At 70.1% G+C, this 26,382-nt stretch carries 26 protein-coding genes and 1 pseudogene; 12 read left to right on the top strand and 15 right to left on the bottom strand.

What is annotated here, in order from left to right; all coding sequences use genetic code 11:
- The first annotated feature begins 113 nt into the window (after positions 1-113).
- Positions 114-767 carry a winged helix-turn-helix transcriptional regulator gene (locus DFR72_RS43200; RefSeq protein WP_090073712.1) on the top strand — a complete coding sequence of 218 codons (654 nt, stop codon included), beginning with the start codon at positions 114-116 and terminating at the stop codon, positions 765-767.
- Here the strand turns inward: DFR72_RS43200 and DFR72_RS46110 are convergent.
- Positions 745-903, bottom strand: a complete 159-nt coding sequence (locus DFR72_RS46110) for a hypothetical protein (protein WP_170176670.1) — start codon at positions 901-903, stop codon at positions 745-747. The genes DFR72_RS43200 and DFR72_RS46110 overlap by 23 nt on opposite strands.
- A gap of 255 nt (positions 904-1,158) precedes the next feature.
- Here DFR72_RS46110 and DFR72_RS43195 point away from each other — a divergent pair, with 255 nt between their 5' ends.
- From DFR72_RS43195 to DFR72_RS46105, 6 genes are read left to right on the top strand one after another with little or no spacing between them, the layout of a single operon-like run.
- Positions 1,159-2,172 carry a HAMP domain-containing sensor histidine kinase gene (locus tag DFR72_RS43195; protein ID WP_245983997.1) on the top strand — a complete coding sequence of 338 codons (1,014 nt, stop codon included), beginning with the start codon at positions 1,159-1,161 and terminating at the stop codon, positions 2,170-2,172.
- The gene (locus DFR72_RS43190; RefSeq protein ID WP_090073716.1) at positions 2,169-2,816 is read left to right on the top strand and encodes a response regulator; all 648 of its coding nucleotides are present in this window, start codon (positions 2,169-2,171) and stop codon (positions 2,814-2,816) included. Before DFR72_RS43195 ends, DFR72_RS43190 begins: the two co-directional genes overlap by 4 nt.
- Before the next feature lie 9 nt (positions 2,817-2,825).
- Positions 2,826-3,299, top strand: coding sequence for a cation:proton antiporter regulatory subunit (locus DFR72_RS43185; RefSeq protein WP_090073719.1), 474 nt, complete (start codon positions 2,826-2,828; stop codon positions 3,297-3,299).
- A 4-nt stretch (positions 3,300-3,303) separates the two neighbouring features.
- Positions 3,304-4,479 (top strand): cation:proton antiporter, encoded by a 1,176-nt coding sequence (locus tag DFR72_RS43180; RefSeq protein ID WP_090073722.1) that lies wholly within the window; start codon positions 3,304-3,306, stop codon positions 4,477-4,479.
- On the top strand, positions 4,476-4,784 hold the full coding sequence (locus DFR72_RS43175) for a hypothetical protein (protein WP_090073724.1): 309 nt from the start codon (positions 4,476-4,478) through the stop codon (positions 4,782-4,784). Before DFR72_RS43180 ends, DFR72_RS43175 begins: the two co-directional genes overlap by 4 nt.
- Positions 4,785-4,793: 9 nt before the next feature.
- Positions 4,794-4,958, top strand: a complete 165-nt coding sequence (locus DFR72_RS46105) for a hypothetical protein (protein WP_170176669.1) — start codon at positions 4,794-4,796, stop codon at positions 4,956-4,958.
- On the opposite strand, the gene DFR72_RS43170 is transcribed toward DFR72_RS46105, so the two are convergent.
- From DFR72_RS43170 to DFR72_RS43160, 3 genes are read right to left on the bottom strand one after another with little or no spacing between them, the layout of a single operon-like run.
- Positions 4,940-6,286 carry a carboxyl transferase domain-containing protein gene (locus tag DFR72_RS43170; RefSeq protein WP_090073726.1) on the bottom strand — a complete coding sequence of 449 codons (1,347 nt, stop codon included), beginning with the start codon at positions 6,284-6,286 and terminating at the stop codon, positions 4,940-4,942. The genes DFR72_RS46105 and DFR72_RS43170 overlap by 19 nt on opposite strands.
- Positions 6,270-7,676: an acyl-CoA synthetase gene (locus DFR72_RS43165; protein ID WP_090073803.1), complete on the bottom strand. Its 1,407-nt coding sequence runs from the start codon at positions 7,674-7,676 to the stop codon at positions 6,270-6,272. Before DFR72_RS43165 ends, DFR72_RS43170 begins: the two co-directional genes overlap by 17 nt.
- Positions 7,677-7,681: 5 nt before the next feature.
- Positions 7,682-9,001 carry an SLC13 family permease gene (locus DFR72_RS43160; protein WP_090073728.1) on the bottom strand — a complete coding sequence of 440 codons (1,320 nt, stop codon included), beginning with the start codon at positions 8,999-9,001 and terminating at the stop codon, positions 7,682-7,684.
- Positions 9,002-9,147: 146 nt separating this feature from the next.
- On the opposite strand from DFR72_RS43160, the gene DFR72_RS43155 reads away from it, so the two are divergent.
- The gene (locus DFR72_RS43155; RefSeq protein WP_090073731.1) at positions 9,148-9,849 is read left to right on the top strand and encodes a FadR/GntR family transcriptional regulator; all 702 of its coding nucleotides are present in this window, start codon (positions 9,148-9,150) and stop codon (positions 9,847-9,849) included.
- Here the strand turns inward: DFR72_RS43155 and DFR72_RS43150 are convergent.
- Positions 9,827-12,811, bottom strand: coding sequence for a TIM-barrel domain-containing protein (locus DFR72_RS43150; RefSeq protein ID WP_090073733.1), 2,985 nt, complete (start codon positions 12,809-12,811; stop codon positions 9,827-9,829). The genes DFR72_RS43155 and DFR72_RS43150 overlap by 23 nt on opposite strands.
- A 96-nt stretch (positions 12,812-12,907) precedes the next feature.
- A complete protein-coding gene (locus DFR72_RS43145) occupies positions 12,908-13,513 on the bottom strand; it encodes a dihydrofolate reductase family protein (protein WP_090073735.1) in 606 nt (201 codons plus the stop codon).
- A gap of 71 nt (positions 13,514-13,584) precedes the next feature.
- Here DFR72_RS43145 and DFR72_RS43140 point away from each other — a divergent pair.
- Positions 13,585-13,965, top strand: a pseudogene (locus DFR72_RS43140) (LysR substrate-binding domain-containing protein); the annotation flags it as partial.
- Here DFR72_RS43140 and DFR72_RS43135 read toward each other — a convergent pair.
- Positions 13,955-14,503: a DUF1062 domain-containing protein gene (locus DFR72_RS43135; protein ID WP_090073739.1), complete on the bottom strand. Its 549-nt coding sequence runs from the start codon at positions 14,501-14,503 to the stop codon at positions 13,955-13,957. The pseudogene DFR72_RS43140 and the gene DFR72_RS43135 overlap by 11 nt on opposite strands.
- 127 nt (positions 14,504-14,630) lie before the next feature.
- Positions 14,631-16,562: an FAD-dependent oxidoreductase gene (locus DFR72_RS43130; protein WP_245983993.1), complete on the bottom strand. Its 1,932-nt coding sequence runs from the start codon at positions 16,560-16,562 to the stop codon at positions 14,631-14,633.
- A gap of 322 nt (positions 16,563-16,884) precedes the next feature.
- On the opposite strand from DFR72_RS43130, the gene DFR72_RS43125 reads away from it, so the two are divergent.
- On the top strand, positions 16,885-18,399 hold the full coding sequence (locus tag DFR72_RS43125; RefSeq protein ID WP_484169683.1) for a GMC oxidoreductase: 1,515 nt from the start codon (positions 16,885-16,887) through the stop codon (positions 18,397-18,399).
- A gap of 14 nt (positions 18,400-18,413) precedes the next feature.
- Here DFR72_RS43125 and DFR72_RS43120 read toward each other — a convergent pair whose 3' ends face one another.
- The 4 genes from DFR72_RS43120 to DFR72_RS43105 all read right to left on the bottom strand — a co-directional run bounded on the left by DFR72_RS43120 (position 18,414) and on the right by DFR72_RS43105 (position 22,041).
- Complete coding sequence (locus tag DFR72_RS43120) at positions 18,414-18,893, bottom strand: carboxymuconolactone decarboxylase family protein (RefSeq protein ID WP_090073743.1); 480 nt, start codon at positions 18,891-18,893, stop codon at positions 18,414-18,416.
- A complete protein-coding gene (locus tag DFR72_RS43115) occupies positions 18,890-19,969 on the bottom strand; it encodes an NAD(P)H-dependent amine dehydrogenase family protein (protein WP_090073745.1) in 1,080 nt (359 codons plus the stop codon). The genes DFR72_RS43120 and DFR72_RS43115 overlap by 4 nt, the downstream gene beginning before the upstream one ends.
- Before the next feature lie 68 nt (positions 19,970-20,037).
- On the bottom strand, positions 20,038-21,696 hold the full coding sequence (locus DFR72_RS43110) for a glycoside hydrolase family 99 protein (protein WP_090073747.1): 1,659 nt from the start codon (positions 21,694-21,696) through the stop codon (positions 20,038-20,040).
- Positions 21,697-21,810: 114 nt separating this feature from the next.
- A complete protein-coding gene (locus tag DFR72_RS43105; RefSeq protein WP_090073749.1) occupies positions 21,811-22,041 on the bottom strand; it encodes a hypothetical protein in 231 nt (76 codons plus the stop codon).
- Positions 22,042-22,191: 150 nt separating this feature from the next.
- Here DFR72_RS43105 and DFR72_RS43100 point away from each other — a divergent pair, with 150 nt between their 5' ends.
- On the top strand, positions 22,192-22,422 hold the full coding sequence (locus DFR72_RS43100) for a hypothetical protein (RefSeq protein WP_090073753.1): 231 nt from the start codon (positions 22,192-22,194) through the stop codon (positions 22,420-22,422).
- Between the two features lie 12 nt (positions 22,423-22,434).
- Positions 22,435-22,638 (top strand): cold-shock protein, encoded by a 204-nt coding sequence (locus tag DFR72_RS43095; RefSeq protein ID WP_030479798.1) that lies wholly within the window; start codon positions 22,435-22,437, stop codon positions 22,636-22,638.
- 68 nt (positions 22,639-22,706) lie between these two features.
- On the opposite strand, the gene dinB is transcribed toward DFR72_RS43095, so the two are convergent.
- Genes dinB through DFR72_RS43080 form a run of 3 tightly spaced genes read right to left on the bottom strand, consistent with a single transcriptional unit; the run spans position 22,707 to position 26,236 of the window.
- Positions 22,707-23,897: a DNA polymerase IV gene (gene dinB / locus DFR72_RS43090; protein WP_090073755.1), complete on the bottom strand. Its 1,191-nt coding sequence runs from the start codon at positions 23,895-23,897 to the stop codon at positions 22,707-22,709.
- Positions 23,898-23,932: 35 nt separating this feature from the next.
- On the bottom strand, positions 23,933-24,898 hold the full coding sequence (locus DFR72_RS43085; RefSeq protein WP_177224661.1) for a serine hydrolase domain-containing protein: 966 nt from the start codon (positions 24,896-24,898) through the stop codon (positions 23,933-23,935).
- Between the two features lie 9 nt (positions 24,899-24,907).
- Entirely contained in the window at positions 24,908-26,236 is a 1,329-nt protein-coding gene (locus DFR72_RS43080; RefSeq protein WP_090073758.1) for an MFS transporter, read from the bottom strand.
- Positions 26,237-26,382 lie beyond the last annotated feature (146 nt).

The raw sequence follows: 26,382 nt of genomic DNA, 5'->3' as shown, positions 1-26,382 counted from the left end.
CTTCGAGTTCGAGGGGGTGGTGCGACGACCGTAAGGGAGTCCACTTCGTTTTTGCAAGTGAACTTTGAATCACGCAGTGAGCTGCGCTTGTGCAAGCTTGCTATGGTTCGGCTGTGAAGCGACGTGATTTCGGCCAGTACTGCGGCCTCGCCCGCGCGCTGGAACTGGTCGGCGAGCGGTGGGCGTTGCTGATCGTGCGCAACCTCATCGTGCGGCCGCGCCGCTACACGGAGCTGCAGACCGGCCTCGCGGGGATCCCGACGAACGTGCTGGCCACCCGTCTCAAGGAACTCGAGCAGGCGGGCATCGTGGAACGCCAGGTGGCTCCGGCGCCCGCCCGCGGCGTCGTCTACGCACTGACCGCCGTCGGCCGGTCGCTGGAGCCGGCCCTGCTGTCGCTGGCCCGCTGGGGCGCGACGCAACTGGGCGAGCCGCAGAAGGGCGACGTCGTCACCCCCGAGGGCATGGTGCTGAACCTCCGCGCGGTCTTCCAGTCCGCGGAGGCGGCCGGCCTGACGGCGTCGTGGGAGATCCACGTCCGGGACGTGGTGGTGCACGCGGTCGTCACCGACGGCGCGCTGCTCACCGGCCTCGGTCCGGCACCGGTGGGCCCCGACCTGACCATCACCGTGGAACTGGACGACGACGAACTGGCGTCCTACCGCGCGATCGTCAGCTCGATGCGGGACGGAACGGTGGAGCTGGCGGGCGACCGCAAGCTGCTCGGCACCTTCCTGCGCGTGTTCACCGTTCCGCGCGTGGCCTGAGTGCCACCGAACCCGCCAGGAGCAGTCCGGCGGCGACGAGCAGGGCGTGCGGCACGAGCAGGCCTGCCGCCACCAGGGCGAGAGCGGCGAGGTGGAAGGGCCAGGTCCGCGTGCGGCGGGTGGTCGTGGGGATCATCGGGCGCCTCCAGAGCGGTTGAGGGCGTCTGACTCCACGATCCGTCATGCCCGCCGGTGGCCGCGATCCGTCCTGGCACTCAACCTGCGGCAGCCCGGACGAGGGATCAGCTCCGGGCGTGGGTGCCGGCCCCTGGGAGAGCGATCCGCACCGCTGCGCCGGGCGTGACCGTCCCCACCCCGGCTCGCCGCGCAGCCCGCCGACCGGCACACCTGCCAGACCCCGGCGAACATGGGTGTTGCCACGGATGGACAGGTGGTGCTCTCGACCGTCAGCCTCGCAGGCGTGGCGGGAGGTGATCACGGAGAGGCGGCGCGCGTGTCGTTGTTCGGGCGGATCTTCCTGCTCAACGCCCTGGTTCTGGTGATCGCGGCCATGTTGCTCGTGTTCGGGCCCGCGACGGTGTCGACGCCGGCGCCGTTGCGCGAGGTGGTGGTGCTGGCGGCCGGGCTGGTGGTGATGCTGATCGCGAACGCCGTGCTGATCCGGGTGGGGCTGGCGCCGCTCGGGCGGCTCACGCGGGCGATGACCACGATCGACCTGCTCAAGCCCGGGCCCCGGTTGCAGGCCACGGGGCACGGGGAGATCGCGGAGCTGATCACCACGTTCAACAGCATGATCGACCGCCTGGAGACCGAGCGCGGGTACAGCTCGGCGATCGCCCTCTCCGCGCAGGAGTCGGAGCGGCGGCGGGTGGCGCAGGAGCTGCACGACGAGGTGGGGCAGTCGCTGACGGCGGTGCTGCTGAGTCTCAAGCGGGTGGCGGACCAGTCGCCGCAGGAAACGCGCGAGGAGCTCCTGCAGGTGCAGGAGACCACGCGCAGCACGCTCGACGAGATCCGCCGCATCGCGCGGAGGCTGCGGCCCGGTGTGCTGGAGGAGCTGGGGCTGGTCAGCGCGCTCAAGGCCCTCACGCGGGAGATCGGCGACCCGGCCGGTCTCACGATCAAGCGGTCGTTCGACAAGAACCTGCCCGCGCTCGACGCCGAGACCGAACTGGTCGTCTACCGCGTCGCGCAGGAGGGTCTCACCAACACCGTCCGGCACGCGAAGGCCGACGAGATCGAACTGACGCTGACGGCTCGTCCGTCCGAAGTGGAGCTACGACTGCGCGACAACGGCCGGGGGATCGGTGACAGCCAGGAGGGGGCGGGCATCCGCGGCATGCGGGAACGGGCGCTGCTGGTCGGCGCCGACCTCAGTGTCGGGCCGGCGCTGGAGGGCACCGAGGTCAGGCTCGTGGTGAAGGCCAAGGGGGAGGGCGAATGACCGTGCGCATCCTGCTCGCGGACGACCACGCGCTCGTCCGCCGCGGTGTCCGGTTGATCCTGGACAACGAACCCGACCTGGAGGTCGTCGGCGAGGCCGGCGACGGCGCGGAGGCGATCAGCCTGGCGCGCAGGGACAAGCCGGACCTGGCGATCCTCGACATCGCCATGCCGCGGCTGACCGGGTTGCAGGCCGCGCGGGAGCTCTCGCGCCTCCTGCCGGACCTGCGGATCCTCATCCTCACGATGTACGACAACGAGCAGTACTTCTTCGAGGCGCTCAAGGCGGGCGCCTCCGGGTACGTGCTGAAGTCCGTCGCCGACCGCGACCTGGTGGAGGCCTGCCGCGCGGCCATGCGCGGCGAGCCGTTCCTCTACCCCGGCGCGGTGAACTCGCTGATCCGCAACTACCTGGACCGCGCCAGGGAGGGCGGCGGCTTCCCGGCCAAGGCGATCACCGACCGCGAGGAGGAGATCCTCAAGCTGGTCGCGGAGGGCCATTCCTCCAAGGAGATCGCGGACATGCTCGTGATCAGCGTCAAGACCGTCGAGCGGCACCGGGCCAACCTGCTGCAGAAACTCGGGCTCAAGGACCGCCTCGAGCTCACCCGGTACGCGATCCGCGCCGGGCTCATCGAACCCTAGGACACTCGAGTGAACGTCGAAGTGACGCCCCTGCCCGGCATAGGGGTCAGGCAGGACTTCTCCATCCGTTCCGGCCGCCGGATCGGCGTGATCTCCTACCGCGACGGCAAGTTCGAGCTCATCATGTCCAAACAGGATGATCTCGACACGACCGCCGCGTCGATCCCGCTCACGCCGGAGGAGGCGGGCACGCTCGCCGGGCTGCTCGGGGCGCCGCAGCTCGTCTCGAAGCTCGCCAGACAGCACGCCGACATCACCGGGATCACGACCCGCCAGCTGCCGGTCACGGCGTTCTCCAGCCGCACCCTCGGCGACACGGCGCTGCGGACCCGCACCGGCGCGTCCATCGTCGCGGTCGTGCGTGCGGGCAACGCGCATCCGTCGCCCGGCCCCGACTTCCTGTTCGAGAACGGCGATCTCGCGGTCGTCGTCGGCACCGCGGACGGTCTTGATGCCGCCGCGGACATCCTGACGGGCGGCTGAAACTGTGCACGACACCACGATCGCGCTGATCCAACTGGGTGCGGTCTTCTTCGGACTGGGCCTGCTCGGCCGCCTCGCCTGGAGATTCGGCATCTCGCCGATCCCGCTCTACCTCGTCGGCGGTCTCGCGTTCGGGTCCGGCGGACTCATCCCGTTGCACGGCATCGAGAACTTCACCCACCTCGCCAGCGAGATCGGCGTGGTGCTGCTGCTGCTCCTGCTGGGCCTCGAGTACTCGGCATCCGAACTGACCACCGGCCTGAAGAAGTCGTGGATGGCCGGCGTCCTCGACATCGTGCTCAACGCGGCACCCGGCGCGATCGTCGCGCTGATGCTCGGCTGGGGCACGGTCGGCGCGCTGGCGATGGCGGGCGTCACCTACATCTCGTCGTCCGGCATCATCGCGAAGGTCCTCGGCGACCTCGGCCGCCTGGGCAACCGCGAGACGCCGGTGATCCTCTCGGTGCTGGTGTTCGAGGACCTGGCGATGGCCGTCTACCTGCCGGTGCTCACCGCGGTGCTCGCGGGTGTCAGCTTCGTCGGCGGGCTCACGTCGGTCGGCATCTCGCTGCTCGCGATCACCATCGTCCTGGTGGTGGCGCTGAAGTACGGCCGCGTCATCTCGGCCATCGTGGACAGCCCCGACCACGAGGTGTTCCTGCTCAAGCTGCTCGGCTCGGCGCTGCTGGTCGCCGGTATCGCCTCGGAACTGCAGGTGTCCGCCGCGGTCGGCGCGTTCCTGCTGGGCATCGCGATCTCCGGCTCCACCGCCGAGAACGCCACGCGCCTGCTGGAACCGTTGCGAGACCTGTTCGCCGCGATGTTCTTCGTGGTGTTCGGCCTGAACACCGATCCGCGCACGATCCCGCCCGTGCTCGGCATGGCGGTGCTGCTGGCCGTGATCACCACCGTGACGAAGGTGGCGACGGGCTGGTGGGCGGCGCGACGGCAGGGCATCGGACTGATGGGCCGCGCCCGCACGGGTGCCGCGCTGGTGGCGCGAGGGGAGTTCTCCATCGTCATCGCCGGGCTCGCGGTCGCCTCCGGTCACGTGAACGAGCAACTGGCCGCGCTCGCCACCGCGTACGTGCTGCTGATGGCGATCATCGGCCCGATCGCGGCGCGCTTCGTCGAACCGGTCGGCGAGTTCTTCCTCCGCAGGCGGGCAGCCGCTCAGTGAGGTGGCTGGCACTCCTGCTGGCCCTGCTGCTGGCGTTCGTCGGCACGAGCACCCGCGACACGACCGCGGACCGGCCGGGATCGGGGCTCAACGCTCCGGTCTCGGCCGTCCACGTGCAGACGACGGCGTCCCCGGACGCCTGCTGGGCGCTGCTCGGCCCCGCGACCGGCCCGTGCCCTCCACCGGCCCGCGCAGCCGTCGTCGCGGCCGCCGCTCAGAACGCAGAAGCGACGACCGCAGGTCACCGGTCGAGCCGGGCACCGCCGCACGCGGCCGCTCCCGGCTCCACCCACCCCCTGACCTGAGGACCTCACATGTCGTACGTCGTTCTGGTGTTGCTCGTCGCGTCCGTGCTCGTCGGTGTCGGCGCGCTGGGCGCGATGCTGAAGAAGAAGGAGCCGTTCTACGGCGTCATCGGTCTCGTGACCATCTGCGTCCCGAGTTCGCTCCTGGCGTTCCTCTACATGGCCGTGGCCTGATCAGCGGACTGGTCGAGCTGGGCGATCCCCCGCGCCACGCCCAGCTCGACCAGGTCCTGCGGCCGCAACCGCAACTCCTCCGCCGTCTGCCGCGCCCGCGCGGGGTCCCGTTTGAGGATCGCGTTCGCGAGCTCCGGTGAGATGACCGCGAAGTAGCCGTTCGGCGTCACCCACATCCGGTCCGGCGCGGCGAACGCCAGCGCGCCACCGGAGCCGCCCTCGCCGATCACCAGCGTCGTCACCGGCACGCGCGCGGCCGCGACCGCGGTGAACATGTCGGCGATCGCGGCGCCCACCCCGGCCTTCTCGGCGGCCGCGTCGTTGGCCGCGCCCGGTGTGTCCACGAGCGTCAGCACCGGGATGCCCAGCCGGTCCGCCAGCCGGACGAGACGGGCCGCCGTGCGGAACCCGGCGGGCCGGGTCGCCGTGCCGCACTGCGCCGCGTAGGCGATGGTCCGCCCGTCGCGGTGCCCGAACCCGCACAGCACACCGGGGTCGACGCCGCCGCCGCGGTCGCCGTTGACCGGCTCGTGCCAGTCGAAGTAGGCCGCGAGGTACTCCTTGGCGCGCGGACGGCCCAGCGTGCGGGCGCGCACCACCGCGTCCCAGCCTGTCTTCGGCAACGTCATCTCGCCCAGCGCCGCCGGCACGGGGGCGGGGCCGCCGGTGGCCGTGGTGAGCAGCCGCAGCCAGCGCTCCAGCCGCTCGCGCAGCTCCTCCGGCGGCACGAGCTGGTCGACGAGACCGGCCGCGAACTGCTGCGTCACCGAGTACCCCGGCGGCCGCACCCGTGACCCGGCGAACCCGACCTGCGCGCCGCGCAGTCCCAGCACGACGTCCGCGCCCGCCCCGAGCGTGGCCCAGCCGCCGCCGGTCGTGGGGTCGCGCAGCACGGCGACGTGCGGCAGCCCGGCCTCGCGGGTCAGCGTGAGCTGCCGGGCGATCCGGGGCAGCTGCATCAACGCCAGCGTGCCCTCCTGCATGCGGCTGCCGCCGGTCGCGACCAGCGAGACCACCGGAAGGCGGCGCTCGCGGGCGTGCGTGAAGGCCTGCTCGATGCGGGCGCCGGTGCGGGTGCCCAGCGAGCCGCCGAGGAACCCGAACTCGAACGCCACCACCGCGGTCGTGACGCCGCCGATGTCCGCGACCCCGCAGACGACGGACTCGCGTTCGCCGGTCGAGGCGGCCGCCCGCGCGAGCTGGTCGCCGTACCCCGGCCAGCCGAGCGGTCCGTCCCCGGCGAAGTGCCCCAGGTCGTCCGGCAGCTCCTCGAACGCCGGCGCCAGCCGGCCGATCAGCTCACGAGCGGACTCACGCCCGCAGGGCACGCTTCATCACCTTGCCCATGTCGTTGCGCGGCAACGACTCCACGAACCGCACCACCCGGGGCCGCTTGTGCGGGGTGAGCAGCCGCGCCACGTGGTCGGCGAGCTCGTCCGGGGACGGCTCCGCCCCGGCGGGCACGACCCAGGCGACGATCCGCTCGCCCAGGTCGTCGTCGGGCTCGCCGGTCACCGCCACCTCCTTCACACCGGAGTGCTCCAGCAGGGCGTTCTCGATCTCGCCCGCGCCGATCTTGTAGCCGCCGCTCTTGATGATGTCCGTCGCCTTGCGCCCGACGATGCGGAAGTAACCGTCCTCGTCGCGCGTGCCCACGTCGCCGGTGCGGAACCAGCCGTCCGCGAACGCCTCGGTGGTGGCGTCGGGCCGGTTGAGGTACTCGGTGAACAGGTTCGGCCCGCGCACCTGGATCTCGCCGATCGCGCCGACGTCGTCCAGCGCCAGCCCGGCGTCGTCGACCAGCCGCACCTCGACGCCGGGCAGCGGCACGCCGACCACGCCCGGCCTGCGGTCACCGTCCGCGCGGACGCTGGTGTTCATCAGCGTCTCGGTCATCCCGTACCGCTCGACCACGCGCTGCCCGGTCGCGGCGGTGATCCGCTCGTGGTCGCGCACCGGCAACGCCGCCGAGCCCGACACCAGCAACCGCGCCCCGCTCAACGCGTTGGCGAGCTTCAGGTCGCCGCCCACCTCCTCCGCGATGCGGTGGTACATCGTCGGCACGCCGAACATCATCGTGCCGTCGTCGTCCAGCGCCCGGACGACCGCGTCGGTGGAGAACTTGCCGAGGTGGTGCACCGTGCCGCCCCGCCGCAACGGGCCGAGCACGCCGAGGATGAGGCCGTGCACGTGGAACAACGGCAACGCGTGCACCAGCACGTCCTGCGAGGTCCACTCCCACGCCTCCGCGACCGCGTCCAAAGTGGACACGATCGCCCGGCGCGGCAGCACGACGCCCTTGGGCGCACCGGTGGTGCCCGAGGTGTAGACGATCAACGCCGGGGCCTCGTCGCCGGGATCGGCGAACGGCTCGACGTCACCGCCGTCGAGCGTGACGTCGCGGCGCGGCACCGAGTCCAGTCCAGCGGGAAGCGGTGTGCCGGGAGCCGCGAGCACCTGCGCGGGCGCGCTGTCCGCCACGATGTGCGCGAGCTCGCGTTCGCCGACCTTCGGGTTGAGCGGCACGGCGGGCACCCCGGCGAGCAGGGCCGCGACCACCGCGACGCACGTCTCGATCGTCGGAGTCGCCCAGATCGCCACCCGCGGCAGACCGGACAGCTGCCGCGCCAGTGTTCCGGCGCACGCGGCGAGCTCGGTGTGGGTGAGGGTGCGGTCGCCGAAGCGGAGGGCGACGCGGTCGGACTGCAGGTCGAACATCAAGGTCACCAGATTCCCGGGACGACGAGGGCGAGCCAGACCAGCGGCGGCGCCGCCGCGACCATGATCCCGCCGTAGACCATCAGTTGCTTGAAGAACTTGTCACGGTCGACGTCCTGCGCGCCGGCCAGCACCAGGGCGCCGTTGGTGGAGAACGGGCTCACGTCGACCACGGTCGCCGACACCGCCAGAGCCGCGATCAGGCCGATCGCGCTGACCTCGCCCTGCAGCAGGAACGGCACGGCCAGCGGGATCAGCGCGCCCATGATGCCGACGGACGAGGCGAACGCCGACACGATCGCGCCGATGTAGCAGATCAGCAGGGCGGCGAGCAGGGGAGCGCCGACACCGGCGACCGAGTCGCCCGCCCACTTGATCGTGCCCATCGTCTGCAGCACGGCGACGTAGGTGAGGATGCCGCAGATCAGCAGCACCGTCGGCCAGGTGATCTGGGTGATCGCCTGCTTGGACGTCTCCGGCCACACCACGCTGAGCAGCACGGCCACCGTGATCGCGGCGAGGCCGACGTCGAGGTCGAACACCAGCGCGGCGATCACGAGGGCCGCGAGGCCGAGGAGGGTCGCGATGCGGGGCGCGGTCAGGGCGACGCGCTCTTCGGCCACGTCGGTCACGTCGCGGGTGTCGTCGTCGCCGACTCCGCCGCCGAGCGCGTCGTCACCACCACCGGTACGGGCCAGCGCGGGCGCTTCCAGAGGTTGCCTGGCGAGCTTCATGCCGCCCAGCACCACGAACACCACGGCGGCGATCAGCAGGTTCACCACGAGGCTGGCCAGGAACAGCACGACCTCGTTGCCCGGCAGGCCTTCCTTGGCCACGATGCCGTTGACGATCGTGCCGTAGATGCTGATGGGGGAGAACCCGCCGGCCTGCGCGCCGTGCACGACCATGACGCCCATCAGCAGCGGGCTGATCCGGTACTTGGCCGCGAAGCCCATCGCGATCGGCGCCACGATGGCGACCGCGGCCGGGCTCACCGCGCCGATCGCCGTCAGCACGCCGGTGATCGCGAACATCACCCACGGCATCAGCGCGATCCGCCCGCCGACCAGCCGGATCGCCCTGTGCACCAGCCAGTCCGTGGTGCCGTTGGCGCGGGCGATGGCGAACAGGAACGTCACCCCGACCAGCACGACGAACAAGGAGCCGGGGAAGCCCTTGAAGATGTCGTCGGTCTTCATGTCCGCCACCAGCGTGCCGACCCCGAAGGCCGCGGCGAAGGCGAGCGCACCCATGTTGATCGACCTGGTCGTGGCGAGGACGAACACCACGACCAGCACGAGTATCGAGATCAGTTCGGCGGACATGCGGGGCTCCCGTCGTTGGGGCTGTCCGGGTGGGTTGGCCTGAGCCGGCTCAGTGGCCAAGTGGTTCAGCCACTTTCCGCCCACGGTCCAGCCGCTGTCAAGAGGTGGCCTAGTGGCTGAGCCACTTGGCCGGTTATCCTGGGACGATGTCCGAAGCACTGAGGCCGATGGTGAAGTCCCGCCTGTACGAGCAGGTGCTCGAACGCCTGCGCGCGCACGTGACCGAGGCCGGGCTGAGCGCGGGGGACAGGCTGCCCGCCGAACGCGACCTCGCCGCGAGCCTCGGGGTCAGCCGCGCGTCGGTGAAGCAGGCGATCGTGGTGCTCGAGGTCCAGGGCCTGGTCGAGGCACGCCACGGCGGAGGCACCTACCTGGTGCGCGACACCCTCGACGTCGAACCGGTCGAGCAGCTCGTCGAACGCCGCAAACGCCTCCCCGAGGTGCTGGAGGCCCGCGAGGCGCTGGAGACCAAGCTCGCCGAACTGGCCGCCGAACGCCGCACCGACGCCGAACTGGAGACCATCCGCGAGGCGCTGGACTTCATGCGCGACGAGATCGACGGCGGCGACAACGGGGTGGAAGGGGATCGCCGCTTCCACGCCGCCGTCACCGCCGCCGCCCACAGCTCGCTGCTCGCCGAGTTCATGAAGACCATCGCCGAGCAGATCACCGAGAGCCGCACCGAGTCGCTGCGCCAGCCGGGGCGCCCGTCCCGGTCACTGGCGCAGCACACGGCGATCTACGAGGCCATCGCCGCGGGGGACGCGAAGAAGGCCGCCGCGGCGATGCGGAAGCACGTCCGCACCGTCGCGAAGGTCAGGCTGCTCACCTGGGTGCCCGAAGACTGACCACCGCCGGCGAGTTGCGCGCCTGCACCACGTGGCTGGACCCGTCCGCCTTGTGCACGACGAACTTCCAGTCCCGCTTGGACACCTTGCCGGACAGCAGGACGATCGTGTCGCCGTGCTGGATGATCCGGGTGCGCCCGCCGTCCTCGTACAGCGTGAACTCGCCCTTGGCGCCGGCCGTCACGTGCACGGTCAGCGGGCCGGCCGGGTTCTGCACGTCGTTGGCCACGTCGGCACTGCGTTCGACCAGCATCCCGCCCGCGCGCATGAACACCGGCATGGTGTCCAGGCCCGCGCTGACGGTCGCCCAGGTGTTGCCCTGGTAGACCTGCCCGGTGAAGTAGTCGGTCCACTGCCCCGGCGGGAACCAGACGCGCGTCGAACCGGAGTCTCCGGGCGTCGTGATCGGCGCGACCAGCACGTCCGGCCCGAGCAGGAACTGGCTGTCCGCGGTGGAGTAGGCCTCCGGGCTGCCCGGGTACTCGAGCCACGCCGGCCGCTGGATCGGCACGCCGGTCCGGTTCGCCTGCTCCGCCAGCGAGTAGATGTACGGCACGAGCCGTTCGCGCAGGTTCAGGAACTTCGTCGCCGATGCCTGAGCGGCCGCCCCGTACTGCCACGGCAGCCGGTCGCCGTGGTTGCTGTGCAGCCGCGTGATCGGCTGGAACGCGCCCAGCTGCACCCACCGGGCGTACATGTCGTCCGGCATCTTGGTGGTGTAGCGGACCTGGCCGTTGTCGAGGTAGGTCTCCGACCCGCGCAGCCCGGTGGTGTCGTTGTGGCCGCCGATGTCGTGGCTGATGTTCGACATCCCGGTCGACACGCCCTCGGCCGAGGTGTAGCCGATGGTCGCCTTCAGCGTGCCCCACGTCGACGACGTGTCGCCGGTGAAGTGCAGGGTGTTGCGCTTCTCGGCCCACGGACCGGTCGGCAACGGGCCGGAACCGCTGTACCCACCGGCCTGCAACGAACCGAAGCCGCGCGAGAACGCGAACGAGCCGATCTTCGCGTACTGCTCGTTGATCCACGAGTCGGGCGTGACCCCGCGCAGGGACGAACCCGAGCCGTCGCAACACCAGTCGAGCCACCAGAAGTCGGTCGGCATCTTCCGGTGCAGCTCCAGGTACGCGCGCAGCTGGTCGGGGTCGCCCCAGTCGAACACGTAGCAGTTCGTGCAGGAACCCTTGGCCAGCTTGCCCTTCGCGGTGGCCTGCGCCTGGGCGAAGTCCGGGTCGTCGCCCTGGATGCTGGGGTGGATGTTGAGCGTGCTGTGCAGGCCTTCACCGTGCGCCCAGTCGAGGAAGCCCTGCGGGTCCGGGAACTTCGCCTGGTCCATGCGCCAGCCGTTCCACAGGTTGTGCCCCTTGAAGTCGGTGTCGACCACGAGCACGTCCAGCGGTACGCCGTGCTGCCGGAACGCCGGCAGGATCCGGTCGCGGAAGTCGGCGGCGGTCCGGTCGATGTACTCCGAGTACCAGACGCCGTAAGCCCAGCGCGGCAACAACTTCGGCCCGCCGGTCAGCGCGGTGAGGTCACCGAGCGCCGTCTTGTAGTTCTGGCCGTAGCCGAACACGTAGCCGTCCTGGTACGGCTGCGCGCCCCGGTCCGCGCGCGGAGTTCCGCCGCGCAGAGCGGATGTCGTGTCGTCCAGCAGGTACCAGCCGTCGCGGTACATCAGGCCGGGCGTCAGCTGCGGGTCACCGTTGTTGCCGGTGTAACCGTCGAGCGAACGCCGGTAGCCGCCGAGCGGCAGGTGCTGGACCGAGCTGTTGACACCGACGGTGTCGAGGTTGACGTGGCACCCCCTGTCCGGGCACGTGACGGTGAGGTCGGAAGTGCCCGCGGGCAACGACACCTGCGCCGTCGCGGTGGACCACGTGCCCCAGTTCGCCGTGACGGGCAACGTGACGGCCTGACCGTTGAGCAGCACGGTCCGAGACTCGTGCTTGCCGTCGCCACCGACACCGTTGGCATAGCGCAGCACCACGGGGTACGTGCCCGCCGCCGGAACGCTGGTCACGCGCTGGCTCAGCCGCGTGCCCCCGACGAGTTCGGCGACGAACCCGGTGCCCGCGAACCCGGCGTGCTCGACGGCGACCTTGGCCGAACCGCTCAGCACGCCGTTCTCGGCCTCGCAGCTGGTGCCGAACCGGCAGTCGTCCACCGCTCGCACGCCGGGGTAGGCCTGGTCGCCGCTGAGCAGGGCGAGGCTGTCAACGTTGACGTTGCCCGAATCCGCGGCACCGCGCGTCAGCGACACACGATGTTCGCCGGCGGACAGGTCGACGTCCGTGGACACCTGCTGCCAGGCACCCCAGTCGGCGGTCGCGGGCAGGGTGACCTGACGAGGAGCCTGCCCGTCGACGGCGAGCCCGAGCGTGCGGCTCTCGTGCCTGCCGTCACCACCGCGCCCGTTCGCGTACTTCACGACCAGCCGGTGCCTGCCCGCGCTGGAAGCGCGCACCGTCGCCGTGATCCCGTTGTTGAGGTAGGAGAACCCGGCGACGAACCCGGCACCGGAGTGCCCGGCATGGTCGGCCGCGACCAGCAGGCCTTCCCGTTGCTGGTCCTCGGCCTCGCAGAGCTGCCCGGTCGCACAGACCACCCGCCGCCACGGGGACGCGGTCGTGCCGGCCGTCTTCAGCTCGAAGTTGTCCGCGCGGAACGGCCCGGACCCCACGCGGTACCGCAGGGTCATGGCCGACGTGGTGATGGTCAGCCAGCCGTCCTGCACGCGCGAGGTGTAGGCCGTGCGGGGGAAGGTGCGGTTTACAACGTTGTAAGTGCCCTGGTCCTCAAAGCGGCGATCCCCGGCGAACTCGGAGCGCACGAGGGTGGGGGACAGGATCTGGAACCTGGCCTGCCCGGAGACCACCGTGCCGTTGGGCTGGGCGGTCGCGGGTGCGGGGAGGACCAGGCTCAATAGGGCTAGCAGAGGGACGATCGTCGTGCGTTTCCGCATTCGTGCTCCTCGTCTGACGCCGTCGGCTTCCGAGGTGTTCAGGTACCTGAACCTTCCTCACCTTGGCCTGACGATGTGGAGCGATCAAGAGGCCATTCAGCGCACGACGCGGTACGTCACATGCGTGAAGGCGGCGCCCGCACGGGAGTCGACCTGCTCCAGCTTCAGCCTGGGAACGCCGTCGAACAGCCGCGAGCCGGCCCCGATGGTGATCGGCACGATCCGCAGCCGCAGCTCGTCGATCAGACCCGCGGCGAGGTACTGGTTGATGGTGGCGGCGCCGCCGTGGATGGAGATGTCGCCGTTCCCGGCCGCCTCGCGGGCGAGCTCGAAGGCTGCCGCGATGCCCTCGGTGACGAAGTGGAACGTCGTGCCACCCTCCATCGGCTGGGGTTCGCGCGCGTGGTGGGTGAGCACGAAGACCGGACCGTGGTACGGCGGGTTGTCGCCCCACCAGCCGTTCCACGGGCGGTCCCAGGGGCCGCGGACCGGGCCGAACATGTTCCGCCCCATGATGAACGCCTTGGTGTCGGTCATGCGGTCCATCTGCCACTTCTGCTCGGCGGGGTCCTCGAACCACCCGTGCAGCTCGCTGCCCCAGCCGTCGCCGCCGTCGTCGCCGAACGGGCGTTCCTCGGTCTGGCCGAGGCCTGCCGCGTAGCCGTCGAGGGAGATCGAGAGGTCGCACGTCACCTTGGTCATGGGATCAGCGTGGCTCGCCCGACCCATGACGTCCAACGCCCAAGAGCGGGTGTTTCAAGGGCTTCCGCTTCGTCCACCTCGGCGACGATCCCCTCCACCTGATCAGCACGCGGCCGGACGACAGCCTGGCGAACCACCGGCACTCGGCGTGGATCGGCGGGTGCGACGCGTGCCGGGAGGAGCTGGAGACCGTCTGCCGGAGCGAGGGCTTCGCGCCGCGCATCGCCTCGCACAGTGACGACATGGTGGTGGTGCAGGCACTCGTGGCCGCCGGCGCGGGCGTGGCGATCCTGGCCGGGCTCGGGTTGCAGGCGCACCGCCGGCCGGACGTGCACGCCACCGAGCTCGTGGGTCTGCACCGCGAGATCCACGCCGCGACGTACGGCGACCCGCCCGACCCACCGGGCGTGGCCGCCGTACTGGCCGCGTTGACGCGCTCGTTCAGCGCTTGAGCGTGAAGGTGAAGTCGCCGGAGACCTTGCCGGTCAGCCGGATCGCCGACACGACCTTGCCTTCGGTGATCAGCCGTTCGACCTCACCGCGCGTCAGGCCGCACGCGTCCGCGATCAGCCGCACCGGCCGGACCGGGATCCGCGCCGTGAACCGGACCGACACGTCGGCCACCTCCTGGTCGAGGTGATCGGACCCGCCGGTGTCGAGCCGCCACGCGCCCTCCCAGTCGAGGGAGACGTGGTTGCGGCGCTGCAGAACGGTGTCCTGCAACAGTTCCGCTACCAGTGACGGGTCGTTGGCGTGCAGCCGGTCCAGCAGTGCGGGCCGGACCGCGCGGACGTGGGTCCGCTCGAAGATCGTGAGCTTGGCCGTGTCCCCGCAGCCCGTGCAGAGCACGAGGAGCCAGGCGTCGAGGACCTTGTGGTTGGCGTTGACGCGGAACTTGCCGCTCGCCCGGAATCGGTCGGCGGCGCACACGTGACAACGACGGCGGACTTGAGGAAGGCAGGTGGGCACGACGGCCCAGGTGATGAGCACAGGAGTACACCGTTCGGTGAAAAATCCGCAGCAAAGGGAGCACGGCGCTCAGAGAGCGTCGCGCAACGAGAACCAAGTGCTTGGGAGAATTCACACGGTGTACAACGGCACGTCCTTGCCCCGGGGATCAGTCCGGCAGGAACGTAACGGCCTGGGGTCGCACCGTTCCACTCAATTTCGGCACGGTCGCGGAACCGAGGGCGCTCTCCAGTTGCTCCCACCGCGTCACCAGGTCCGCGAGCATCAGCATCATCACCTCGGGGAACGCGTACAGGAAGCTCTGATAGCGGTAGTGGTCGAGGTAGAACACCACGACGTCGTCGGTCAGCGCCGTCACCGAGGTGGTGCGGGCGTTGAAGAACATGTCGTGGTGGCCGAGCAGTGCGCCCCGGCCGAGCACCGACCGTTCGTAGATCCCGCCGAAGTCGATCTCGACATGGCCGGACGCGACCAGGAACACGCCGTGCGCCGCGTCGTCCTCGTGGAACAGCGTGTCGCCCGCCGCGTAGGGGATCTCGTCGAACATGGAGGCGAGCGTCTCCAGCTCGGAGTCGGCGAGCGCGCCGAACAACCGCACCCCGTGCGGGTCGACGCTGCACCGCAGGCACGCCACCCGCTCGGTCAGTTCGCGCTCGGTGATGTGGTTCATCCGCATCCGCACGAACCGCAGCATCCGGTCGGTGTTGCGCGACTGGGCGCGGGACTTGCCCGCGCTGGGCGGGGTGTAGAGGTCCGAGTCGCCGCTGATGCGCGCGGCCTCGCGGCGGCCTGACTCGTACGCGCTGTGCACGCAGCCCCAGTGGTACGGGTTCGTGCCCTCGCCGGCGAAGAACAGCCTGTCGCCGACCGGTTCCGCGAGGGTCGCGATGTCCTTCGAGGACGAGTCGACGCCGATGCAGGTGTACGACCCCAGCGCGTACGGGTCGGAGGACCACGTCGTGCGCGAGACGCCGGAGGGCGCGGGCGCGTCCTCACCGAAGAGGTCCTGGACGACCTCCGCCGCGTACGCCGAGACCTCTTCTGAGGACCACGTCTCCATCGCACGGCCGAGCGAGGCGCCGAGCAGCATCACCAGAACCGGTTTGCCGTGCGACTTCCACATGCTGATGACGACGGTGGGGTAGCGGTCCGTGTCGCGGCAGAGGTAGCCGAACACGTACTGGTCGCGCGGCCAGAACGGTTCGTCGTAGTGCAGCGCGATCTTGTTGAGCGTGCCGAACCCGAGCCGGGCGATCGCCGACCGCTTGGCCTCGGGCAGCGGCGGCACGAACTCGACCGCGGCGGCCTTCAGCACCCCCAGCGGCACCGTGACGAGCACCTTGTCGGCCTCGAACATGCCCTGGTCCGTCGTGACGCGGCCGTCCTCGACGCGCGTGACCACGTGGCCCAGCCGGATGTCGAGCCCTTCGGCCAGAGCGTCCACAACGGACTGGTAGCCCTGGTGCAACGTGCTGTCGCCGTACCCGTAGACGAGGTAGCCGTCTTCCCAGTGCTTCAACGAGAGCTTGTCCGGATCTTCCGCCGCGTCCTCGCGCAGGATCACGTTCAGGTGGTACCGCACGGCCTGTTCGTCCTCTGGGGACAGCCGGCGTTCGGCCAGGACCTGGCGCATCGCCTCGCCGAGCGGGACGTCCGGGCGGTCTTCCTTGCGCGCCACGGCGGCGCGGCGTTCCAGCTCGTGCAGGACCTCGTCGGCCAGTTCGAGGGTGCGGCTCTTGTAGCGGTGGTTCACCGCCCGCCGGTCCGCGCCGAACAGGTCGAGGCTGTCGAACCCGCCGGTGTAGGCGCTGTCCCCGCCCACGTAGCTGTACGGGATTCCCAGGTCCTCCACCAGTTCGGTGATCGGGTTGCCGTCCGTGCCGTGGATCCAGTGCGCGCCCAGGTCGACCCCGTGCTCGTCGGTCCAGATCCGGCCGCCGACCCGGTCGCGGGCCTCCAGCACCGTCACGGGATGGCCGAGTTCGCGCAGCGCGCGTGCCGCCGCCAGGCCGGAGATCCCCGCACCCACCACCAGGACGCTCGGTCTCGCGTCCTCACCACCACCAGATACCGAGGGCATCGCTCGATTGTCGGGCAGCCATGAGTGTCGCGACATTCCCGGATCGTGTGGTCGTACTGGGCCGTACGGGTTGTCCGCGGCGCCCCCGGTTCTCGGTGCCAAGACCCTCACCTGCGCCGCGCACCTGGGCGAACCGGGACTACCAGGTAGTGACTTGATCTACAACCGCCGGTATAACTTGTTCTCATGCGCCCACAGTGAGGAAGATCACATGACCCACACAATGACGTGTGACAACGGTTTCAAGGGTCCTTCACGACGTTCGTTCATTACTGGAACAGGTTCTATTCTGGGAGCTGTTGCACTCGGTGGTGTCACGCCGGTGGCACAGGCGGCGGCTTCGATCGCGGACGCGGCGGTCGTCCCCGCCCTGGTGATCGGCACCGGGTACGGCGGCAGCGTGGCGGCACTGCGCCTCGCCCAGGCCGGCGTCGACGTCCACATGGTCGAGATGGGCATGGCGTGGGACACCCCCGGCGCGGACGGGAAGATCTTCGCCAACACCACCACGCCGGACCAGCGGTCCTTCTGGCTGCGCACCAAGACGAAACAGCCGCTCAGCAACTTCCTGGGCTTCCCGATCGACAAGGCGATCCCGCGCTACACCGGCATCCTCGACGCCGAGGACTTCGCCGGCATCACCGTCTACCAGGGACGCGGCGTCGGCGGCGGCTCGCTCGTCAACGGCGGCATGGCCGTGACGCCGAAACGCGAGCACTTCGGCGACGTCCTGCCGACGGTGAACCCCGACGAGATGTACGGCACCTACTACCCGCGCGCCAACGCCGAGCTCGGGGTCAACATGATCCGGCCGGCCTGGTTCGACACGACCGAGGCCTACCAGTACGCACGGGTCGGCCGGAAGCACGCCCAGCGGTCGAACTTCCCGTACGTCTTCGTGCCCACCGTGTACGACTGGAACTACATGGAACAGGAGGCGGCGGGAACGGCGCCCAAGTCGGCGTTGGCCGGAGAGATCCTCTACGGCAACAACTACGGCAAGAAGTCCTTGCAGAAGACCTACCTCAGCAAGGTCAGGGCGACCGGGCGCGTCACCATCTCGCCGCTGCACCGGGTCGTGAACGTCGTGCCCGCCACGGGCGGCTACAAGGTCACCATCGAGCAGCTCAACACCAACGGCGACCCGGTCGCGGTCAAGGAGGTGACCGCGGCGAAGGTGTTCTTCGCGGCGGGCAGCGTCGGCACGAGCAAGCTCCTGGTCAAGCTCAAGGCCACGGGCGCGCTGCCGAACCTGAACGGCGAGGTCGGCAAGGGCTGGGGTGACAACGGCAACGTCATGTGCGGCCGCGCGAACCACATGTGGGACCCGACCGGCAAGCTGCAGTCGTCCATCCCGACCCTGGGCATCGACAACTGGGCCGCGGGCGGTGCCTTCGCCGAGGTGGCACCGCTGCCGACCGGCATCGAGACCTACGCGTCGTTCTACCTGTCGATCACGAAGACCCCGAACCGCGCCCAGTTCACCTGGAACGCCGCCGCGGGCAAGGTCGACCTGAACTGGCAGACGGCGTGGAAGAGCGTCTCGATCACCGCGGCGAAGACCATCTTCGACAAGATCAACTCAAAGGAGGGGACGATCTACCGGACGGACCTCTTCGGCGTCTACAAGATCTGGGGCGACCACCTGACGTACCACCCGCTGGGCGGCGCCGTCCTGAACAAGGCGACCGACAACTACGGGCGCCTGCACGGCTATCCGGGCCTGTACGTGGTGGACGGGTCGTTGATCCCCGGCACCACCGTGGTGAACCCGTTCGTCACGATCACGGCGCTCGCCGAGAGGAACATCGAGAAGATCATCGCCACCGACCTCTGAGTCCGGGGTGGACCTCAGAGTTTCGGTAGCACGCAGATCGCGTCGAGGCCGAACACCCGGTTCAGCCTGCCGAAGACGAGCCAGGCCCCGACGCTCATCGTGAGTTCCACGATCTCCACCTGGCTGTAGTGCGCGGTCATGCGAGACCAGAACTCGTCGTCGAGACCGTGGTGATCCAGTGCGTACCGCTCGGCGTACTCCGCGGCCAGCCTCGCCCGGTCGTCGAAGGCGTCGGTGGTGCGCCACTGGGTCACCGCGTCGATGAAGTCGTCCTCGACCTTCTCACCGTCGCGTTCGGTCCGCCACTCGAGGCAGAACATGCAGCCGTTGATCTGCGCGATCCGCAGCCGCGCCGCCTCGAACTCGCGCAGTCCCAGCGTGGTGTGCTGGTACACGGCCAGCGAGAGGTTCGCGGCGGCCATGCCGATGCCCGGCACGAGCTCGCCCCACACGTAGCCGATGGGGTCCTTGCCCTCGGGGATGTCGATGTTCACGACCTGCTCCTTCCGAGCTTGCCCGCCGCGGGCCGCAGCGGGACGTCGAGCGCGTCGTAGAGTCCCGGCTCTGCCTCGGTGAGCCAGTCGATGGCGTTCACGATGCGGCCGACGGCGGTCGCGTTGCCTCCCGCGGAACGGTTCTCGCCCTCGTCGGCGGACTCGACCGAGACCTCGATGCGCGGCCGGCCCTCGATGATCACCTTGTGCGTGCCGTCGCCGGACGGGGGCATCGGCCAGTCCGTCGCGCACGAGCTGTGGATGCGCGTCACGTGTTCGATGACGATGAGCGGCTCGCCGTCCACGATTCCCTGCACCTCGAACCGGATCGCGCCCTGCGTGCCCTTCTCGAACTCGCCCATGGTCCGCGTCGTGACCGTCTCGTCGAGCGCGCGCCGGTCGACGGTCTCGCGGATCTCGTCGAGCTCGACCCCGAACGCCCTGGCCATCAACCGGACCTGCCCGCCCCACACCATGGTCGGCACCGTCGGCATCAGCATCGGCGCCTGGTAGTCGAGCGGCTGCCCGAACCCGATCAGCCACCGCACCGCGTCGGGCTGGTCGTAGGTGGAGTAGTCGAAGATCTCCTGGCAGCGCACGGCGTCGATGGTGTGGCCGAGCCCGCTGACCAGCAACGGCAGGATGTCGTTGCCCCAGCCGGGGTCGACGCCGGAGACGAACAGCGACCCGCCGCCCTCCTTGATCGCGGCTAGAACCGGTTCTCGAAGTTCGGGCGGGGCGCTGCGCGGGTCGTACAGCGCGTACAGCGACGGCGTGACGACCACCGCGCCCGCGCGGATCGCCTTGGTGATGTCGGCCAGCGCGTCGTCCGGCCGGATGTCACCGGACGCGGCGTAGACGACGGCCCGCGGACTCGTGGCGAGCACGGCGTCGATGTCGTTCGTGGCCGCGACTCCGAGCTTCTGCTCGATCCCGGCGAGATCGCCGGCGTCGCGGCCGGCCTTCTCGGGGTTGTGGACGACCACGGCCGTCAGCTTCAGCGCCGGATGGGCATCGACGGCGCGAATGGCGGCACGGCCGACGTTGCCGGTGCCCCACACCACTGTGGCGATCATGTGGTGCAGATTACCTAGAACACGTTCTAGTTGTACAGCGCCCATCCGGCGAGAAACCCGCTCCTCGATCAGCTGTGGAGCTTGAGGACCGACAGCTGGCCCGCAGGCCAGGCCGTGTTCCCGGTGAACGTGAGCCGCACGTACCGGACCTGGGTGCCGGGCAGCGTGGCCGTGGCGGAGTTGCCCGTCGCCGGGTCGAAGACGTACCCCGACGGACCGGCGAGCCGGCTGAAGGTCTGGCCGTCCGCGCTGCCCTCGATCGTCACGGTCTGGGTGCGCCGGCCCCAGGCGGGGTTCGGTGGGAGCGCGAGCACGGCCCTGCGCACGGCGTGCGCCGCACCGAGGTCGACCTGGATCCATTGCGGGAGGGCGTTGTTCGCGCTCTCCCAGTAGGAGTGGGGATCGCTGTCGACGGCGAACCCGCTGCCGTAGTGCTGGGTCTGCGAGCTCTGGGTGGTCGGGCGCCCGGCGGCCAGGTCGGCGTCCGGCGTGGGCGGACCGCCGATCCACGGCTGGGTGGGCCTGACCGCGGTGAGGGCGATCTCGCCCTTGAGCATCCTGCCGCCGTCGCCGGTCAGCCTCATGTAGTAGTCGGCGGAGCACCGGGTGCCGTCCTCGTCCAGTGCGAGGTAGCCGGACCCGACCGGCACGTCGGCCAGTGTCTCGGCGGTCTTGCAGATCTGGTTGCCCTCGTTGAACTCGTCGAACATCGAGATGTAGATGCCCTGCGCGCCGAGGCGGACCATGTTGTAGAACTGCCTCCACATGAAGTCGCCGTGCAACCGCTGCCGCGAACCGACGTCGCCCGGCAGCACGCACGGCTGGTAGTCGATCCCGCGCGCGTTGCACTCGGTCTGGTCGGGCGTGTTCACGTTGGTGTGGAAGCGATCCGTGTCCGCCGGGGTGCCGATCCGGCCGACCATCCACGGCGAGATCATGTCGAACGACCGGTAGACGCCGCCGAAGCCCTTCCGCGAGTCCTCGACCTCCAGCCGCCAGTGGGTCGGGACGCCGCCGATCACGTAGCAGCCGCGCGCCTTGAACCAGTCGACGACGTCCTGGCAGGCCTCCGGCCCGAAAGGCCGGCCGGGGTCGTTGAACCCGAAGCCCCAGATGCACACGACGGGTTTGCCGTTCTGCCGGGCGTAAGCGGGGGAGGACGTGTAGGCGGACATCTTGCCCAGCCAGTCGGCCTTGATCTCCGACTGCATGTTCGTCCAGTTCGTGACGTCGTACATGATGTAGAACTTCCGCCCGGTGGCCTCCGCTGCCGGCCGGACGTGCGCGGTCACGGCGTCGCGGATCGGGCCCTCACCGCCGGTCGGGTCGAACCGCTGCAGGGCGGCCGTGTCGATGTTGTTGTCGCGCATCCACTGGAAGTGCACGTCGACGGTCTGCCGGTCGTAGTGGGAGAAGAGCGTGGCGGGCCGCCCGTCGCCGAGGTTGCCGAACGCGGTCGGGTACGTGCGCGCGTAGTCGCGGACGTCCGGCCACGCGACGATGGAGCTGGTGGGCGGTGCGGGCGGCTGGCTCCAGTCGTCGTTCCAGTGCCACCAGCCGTCGATGGGGGAGTTGTCTCCGCGGCAGGCGAACCAGCCCTGGTACCCGACGGTGATCTTGCCGACGACGTCGCCGGGTGGGCTTGCCGCGTGCGCCGGGGCGGACAGGAGCCCCAGGGCGGGAGCGGCGAGCGCGGTGCTGAGCAGTGTTCGGCGTGACAGGGACATCGCGAACTCCTTTGTCGGCGATTCGACTCCAGAGTGCAAGATGTCAACAGGATCACGCAATAATTTGACGAACCGGAACTTCGGCCGTGAGACAGGACGGGTTCGGACGCGTGTTCAGCGGTTCGAGTGGGGGAAGCGGCCGTCCGTGCTGCCGAGCGCCACCAGTTCGGTGTACTGCTCCTGCCACGACCGCTCGGTCGCGAGCAGGTCGGCGAGCCGCTGCACCCACGCCTCGTCGACCGTTCGCGCGGTACCCGCGGCCAGGTGGCGGGCCGTTTCCTCGCGTGCTTTGAGCCATTCGGACAGCGTGGGCGCGAGCGCCGGTCCACCTTCGTCTTCGGGCATGGATCGACGATACGCGGCGCGGTCTGGCGCTCGCCCCTGCTCAGTGGGCTACTGTGGGTGAGTCGGGGCACCAGCGAGCGGCATCGGGCCGATGCGGTTCCCGACCCCCGTCCGGTCCGGCGTTCTGCGGCCGGAGACAGGAGAACCGGCTTGCAGCCGGAACGCCAGACTTCGCCTTCTTCTCTTGGATTCGGCAAGCCGCGTCACGCGGCTCAGGACTTCGCGCAAGCGCGACTGGACGCCGAGATCACCGGGATCAACCACCAGCGTCAGGCCGCCAAGATCGTGGCGGGACGTTCGCATGATGCCGTCGACTGCCGTGAACTGCTGTCCATGCTCGGCCTGGCGAACCTGCCGGCCTCCACCGCACTTCACGCATAAGGGGGCACGCAGGTGACCAGAGGAACTGTCAAGTGGTTCAACGGCAGCAAGGGCTTCGGCTTCATCGCTCCCGAGGGCGGCGGGCCCGACCTGTTCGTGCACCAGTCCGAGGTGCAGGACTACGGGCACCATGGCATTGACGACAACCAGGCCGTGGAGTTCGAGATCGGTGAGGGGCAGAAGGGGCCGCAGGCTCGCGCCGTGCGCCTCGTCTAGACCTGGTAGGTCCACTGTGGAGTGATCGGCCCCGGCCGCTCGCTCCACAGTTTTGCGTGCGGACCGAGTCAGTCCGGCAGCAGCGGCACGGAGATGCCGGGATCGCGGCCGAGCAGCGTCGCCCGCGTGACCGACCTCGACCCGAAGCGGTCGCGAACGTGGTCCAGCGCGGCGTCCAGTGCCGCCGGCTTCCGCTCCTCGAACGGCAGCGCCAGCTGCATCGGCGCCTCGTTCTGGAGGTTGGTCAGCGAGACGCCCAGCAACGTGATGCCCCGGCCCTCGATCATCGGCCTCGCGGTGCCGAGCAGTTCCCTCGCCGCCGCGAGCAGCACCTCCGTCTCCGTCGTCGGGTGCCTCAACGTGTGCGACCGCGTCGCGCGCGTGAAGTCCGCGAACCGCAGGCGCAGCACAACCGTCCGGCATGCGCGTTCGGCCGTCCGCAGCCGCCGTGAGATGCCGTCGAGCAGTGAGGCGAGGACGGCGTCGAGGTCGTCCCAGGTGCGTTCCCGGCGGCCCAGCGCGCGTTGCGAGCCGATCGAGCGGCGCCGCTGTCCTGTTCGGACCGGACGTGGGTCGTGGTTGTGCGCGAGCGCGTGCAGGTGCCGCCCCGCCGCCCGGCCGATCATCGAGACCAGCGCGGCCTCGCCGAGCCCGGCGACCTCGCCGACCGTGCGCAGGCCCAGGGCGTGCAGCTTGGCCGCCGTCACCTCGCCGACGCCCCACAGCCGTTCGACGGGCAGCGGGTGCAGGAACTCCAGTTCTCGGTCGGCCGGCACCACCAGCAGTCCGTCCGGCTTCGCGACCCCACTCGCGACCTTGGCCAGGAACTTCGTCCGCGCCACCCCGACCGTGATCGGCAGACCGGCCCGCGCGAGCACGTCCGCCCGCAGTCGTGCGGCGATCACCTCCGGCGGGCCGGCGATCCGGTGCAGGCCGCCGACGTCGAGGAACGCCTCGTCGATCGACAGGCCCTCGACCAGCGGTGTCGTGCCGCGGAACACCTCGAACACCGCCTTGCTCGCGGCGGAGTAGGCCGACATCCGCGGCGGCACGACGATCGCGTGCGGGCACAGGCGTCGTGCCCTCTCGCCGCCCATCGCCGTGCGCACGCCGAACGCCTTGGCCTCGTAGCTCGCGGCCAGCACCACTCCGCCGCCCACGATCACCGGACGGCCGCGCAGGCTCGGATCGTCCCGTTGCTCGACCGACGCGTAGAACGCGTCGAGGTCGGCGTGCAGGATCGGGGTGCTCACGAACACATGTTCGCATCCGTCACCCGTTCAGAACAGTCCCGTCAGGACATGAGTGCGCGCGCGATCGGCCAGGCGCCGGACGAGGTGTTCGACAGGACGGTGATGGTGGTGCCGGTGTGCGGGTCGTGAGTGGACTTGAACGACTCGCCGGCGTCGTACCCGGCGAGGATCACGGTGTCGCTGGTCTGGTGCAGCCAGAACCCGAGGCCGTAGCGCAGCGACTCCTCGGGCACGTCGTGCCGAGGCCTCGTGACCAGCTCGGCGTCCCCGCTCGCGAACAACGCCCGCCAGAACTTCGACATGTCGCCCGCGGTCGTGTGGATGCCGCCGTCACCGTTCGCCAGCACCGGCAGGTGGAGGACGTTCGAGCGGTCGCCGCCCTCCAGGTAGCCGACGGCGGCGTCGGCGGGCAGTTCGTCGGAGCGCAGGAAGTCTGTCCTGGTCATGTCCGCCGGGCGGAGCACCCTGGAGCGTACGAGGTCGTGGTAGCCCTCTCCGCTGACTCGCTCGGCGAGGAGAGCCAGTACGACGTAGCCACCGTTGCAGTAGCCGAACCGCTCGCCGGCCTTGAACTTGACCGGAATCCCGTCGAGCAGCGGCAGGAAGGCCTCGGTCGTGGTCAGCTCGTGCACGGCGCCGATCACGTAGTCGTCGGCCTCCCAGTCGGTCTCCTCGTCGAGGTAGTCGCCGATGCCGGACGTGTGCGTGAGCAGGTGCTCGACCGTCACGTCGCCGGCGATCAACGGCAGGTCGTCACCGAGCAGTGAACGGGCGGTGGTGCCGAGGGAGAGCTTGCCCTCGTGGACCAGCGAGAGCACGGTCAGCGCGGTGAAGCCCTTGCCGCCGCTGGCGATGCCGAACCTGGTGTCGACGGTGTTGGGCACGCCGTACGCCCGGTTGGCGAGCCCGTAGGCCTTCGCGAACTCGATCTCCCCGGCGCGGTCGACCTGGACCACGCCGGAGAAACCGGTGTCCTCAGCGATCTTGTCCAAGTCTCCCAACGGCATTCGCGCAGGCTAGCCCTGTGCCGCCGTCTCGCTGAAACGAATTTTCCGCTGCAGCACCAAGGGCAGCAGCACGACGACCGCGGCGAGCACGAAACCGAGCCGGAACGAGCTCCCCGCCACGAGCAACGCCGCCGCGACCTGCACTCCCAGCGCCGCACCGATCGCACGGGCGATCCCGCACGTCGCCGCCGCCACACCCGTGTCCTGGTCGCGGACCGAGGCGATCACGGTGGTGTAGGTGGCGGTGGACGCGGTCCCGACGCCGAGCCCTAGCGTCACCAGCATCCCGGCCGCGATCTGCCACGGCGCCTCGTGCCACCCGGCCACGAACAACGTCCCGGCGGCGGTGAGCGCGAGCCCCGTCACCAGCGCGGCGCGAGTTCCCGCGCGTCGCACGAACACCCCGGACAACGGCCCGACCACTACGGCGACGGCGACGGTGGGGAAGAGGTACAGGCTGATCTCGCTGGCGGTGGCACCGAATCCGGAAAGCAGTTGAGGCACCAGGAAGTACGTCGCCGAGTAGCTCGCGCCGAGCGCCCCGGCCGTGATGCTCGCCGTCCACACCCCGCGCGCCCGCAGGATGCCGAGATCGACCAGGGGATGGTCGGCGCGGCGTTCGACCGCCACCCACCCTGCGCCGAACGCGAACGCCACCACGAGCAGCACCACGGCGGCGAGAAGTCCCTGTGGAGCCAGGAAGACGGCCAGCATGAGCGTGGCGAGCGCCAACGCCAGCAGCGTCGCGCCCGGCCAGTCCAGCCGGGTTCGCCGCACGGTGTGCGGACCGGGCAGCGCGGACGGCGCCACGATCGCCACGGCGGCCACGACCAGCGCCGGCAGCAGGAACATCCACTGCCGCGACAGGGCGTCGGCGAGCGGCCCGGCGACGAGCACGCCCAGGCCGCTGCCGACCGTGAACAGTCCCGTGAGCACACCGACCGCGACCGGCGTCGAGTCGCGGAAGAGCTGCCGCGCCACGACGAACGACACCGGCAGGACGCCGCCGCCCAGGCCCTGCAGGAACTGCCCGAGCAGGATCACGGGGAACGACGTCGCGAACGCCGACAGCACGGCCCCGGCGACGATGCACCAGGTCAGGACGAGCAGGGTGCGGCGCCCGCCGCGGTCGTCGGCGATCTTCGCGACGACCGGCATGGTGATGGCCGACGTGATGATCAACGTCGTGGACAGCAGGCCGGCCTGGGCGGGGTCGAGGCCGAGCTCTCGTTGCAGCAGGGGCAGCGCGGGGAACGGGATGCTCTCGAGCGCGCCGATCGTGACGGCCAGAGCGGCCAGGACCGCCATCGCGGGCCGGGTGGAGTTGTGCGGGGTCACGGCTGGTCTCCCTCGTCCGGGGGCCAGTAAAGCTACAAGGTGTAGCTGAAATGCGACAGAGGATTTCGCAACGATCTGTAGCGGATGTGTGGAGCAACCGATCCGGCGGGCATCCCGTTTCGGGAAGTGTCGGGTTTGTTCACCCC

The organism is Lentzea flaviverrucosa (assembly GCF_003350445.1).
GTDB lineage: Bacteria > Actinomycetota > Actinomycetes > Mycobacteriales > Pseudonocardiaceae > Lentzea > Lentzea californiensis.
Note: the sequence above shows the minus strand (reverse complement) of the source record. Positions and strands in the feature narration are given on the sequence as shown.

Excerpts from the sequence above, each read along its gene's own strand:
- DFR72_RS46110 (WP_170176670.1), bottom strand. The coding sequence starts at position 903 with ATGATCCCCACGACCACCCGCCGCACGCGGACCTGGCCCTTCCACCTC.
- DFR72_RS43190 (WP_090073716.1), top strand. The coding sequence starts at position 2,169 with ATGACCGTGCGCATCCTGCTCGCGGACGACCACGCGCTCGTCCGCCGC.
- DFR72_RS46105 (WP_170176669.1), top strand. The coding sequence starts at position 4,794 with ATGTCGTACGTCGTTCTGGTGTTGCTCGTCGCGTCCGTGCTCGTCGGT.
- DFR72_RS43165 (WP_090073803.1), bottom strand. The coding sequence starts at position 7,676 with ATGTTCGACCTGCAGTCCGACCGCGTCGCCCTCCGCTTCGGCGACCGC.
- DFR72_RS43160 (WP_090073728.1), bottom strand. The coding sequence starts at position 9,001 with ATGTCCGCCGAACTGATCTCGATACTCGTGCTGGTCGTGGTGTTCGTC.
- DFR72_RS43155 (WP_090073731.1), top strand. The coding sequence starts at position 9,148 with ATGTCCGAAGCACTGAGGCCGATGGTGAAGTCCCGCCTGTACGAGCAG.
- DFR72_RS43150 (WP_090073733.1), bottom strand. The coding sequence starts at position 12,811 with ATGCGGAAACGCACGACGATCGTCCCTCTGCTAGCCCTATTGAGCCTG.
- DFR72_RS43145 (WP_090073735.1), bottom strand. The coding sequence starts at position 13,513 with ATGACCAAGGTGACGTGCGACCTCTCGATCTCCCTCGACGGCTACGCG.
- DFR72_RS43130 (WP_245983993.1), bottom strand. The coding sequence starts at position 16,562 with ATGCCCTCGGTATCTGGTGGTGGTGAGGACGCGAGACCGAGCGTCCTG.
- DFR72_RS43115 (WP_090073745.1), bottom strand. The coding sequence starts at position 19,969 with ATGATCGCCACAGTGGTGTGGGGCACCGGCAACGTCGGCCGTGCCGCC.
- DFR72_RS43110 (WP_090073747.1), bottom strand. The coding sequence starts at position 21,696 with ATGTCCCTGTCACGCCGAACACTGCTCAGCACCGCGCTCGCCGCTCCC.
- DFR72_RS43105 (WP_090073749.1), bottom strand. The coding sequence starts at position 22,041 with ATGCCCGAAGACGAAGGTGGACCGGCGCTCGCGCCCACGCTGTCCGAA.
- DFR72_RS43085 (WP_177224661.1), bottom strand. The coding sequence starts at position 24,898 with ATGCCGTTGGGAGACTTGGACAAGATCGCTGAGGACACCGGTTTCTCC.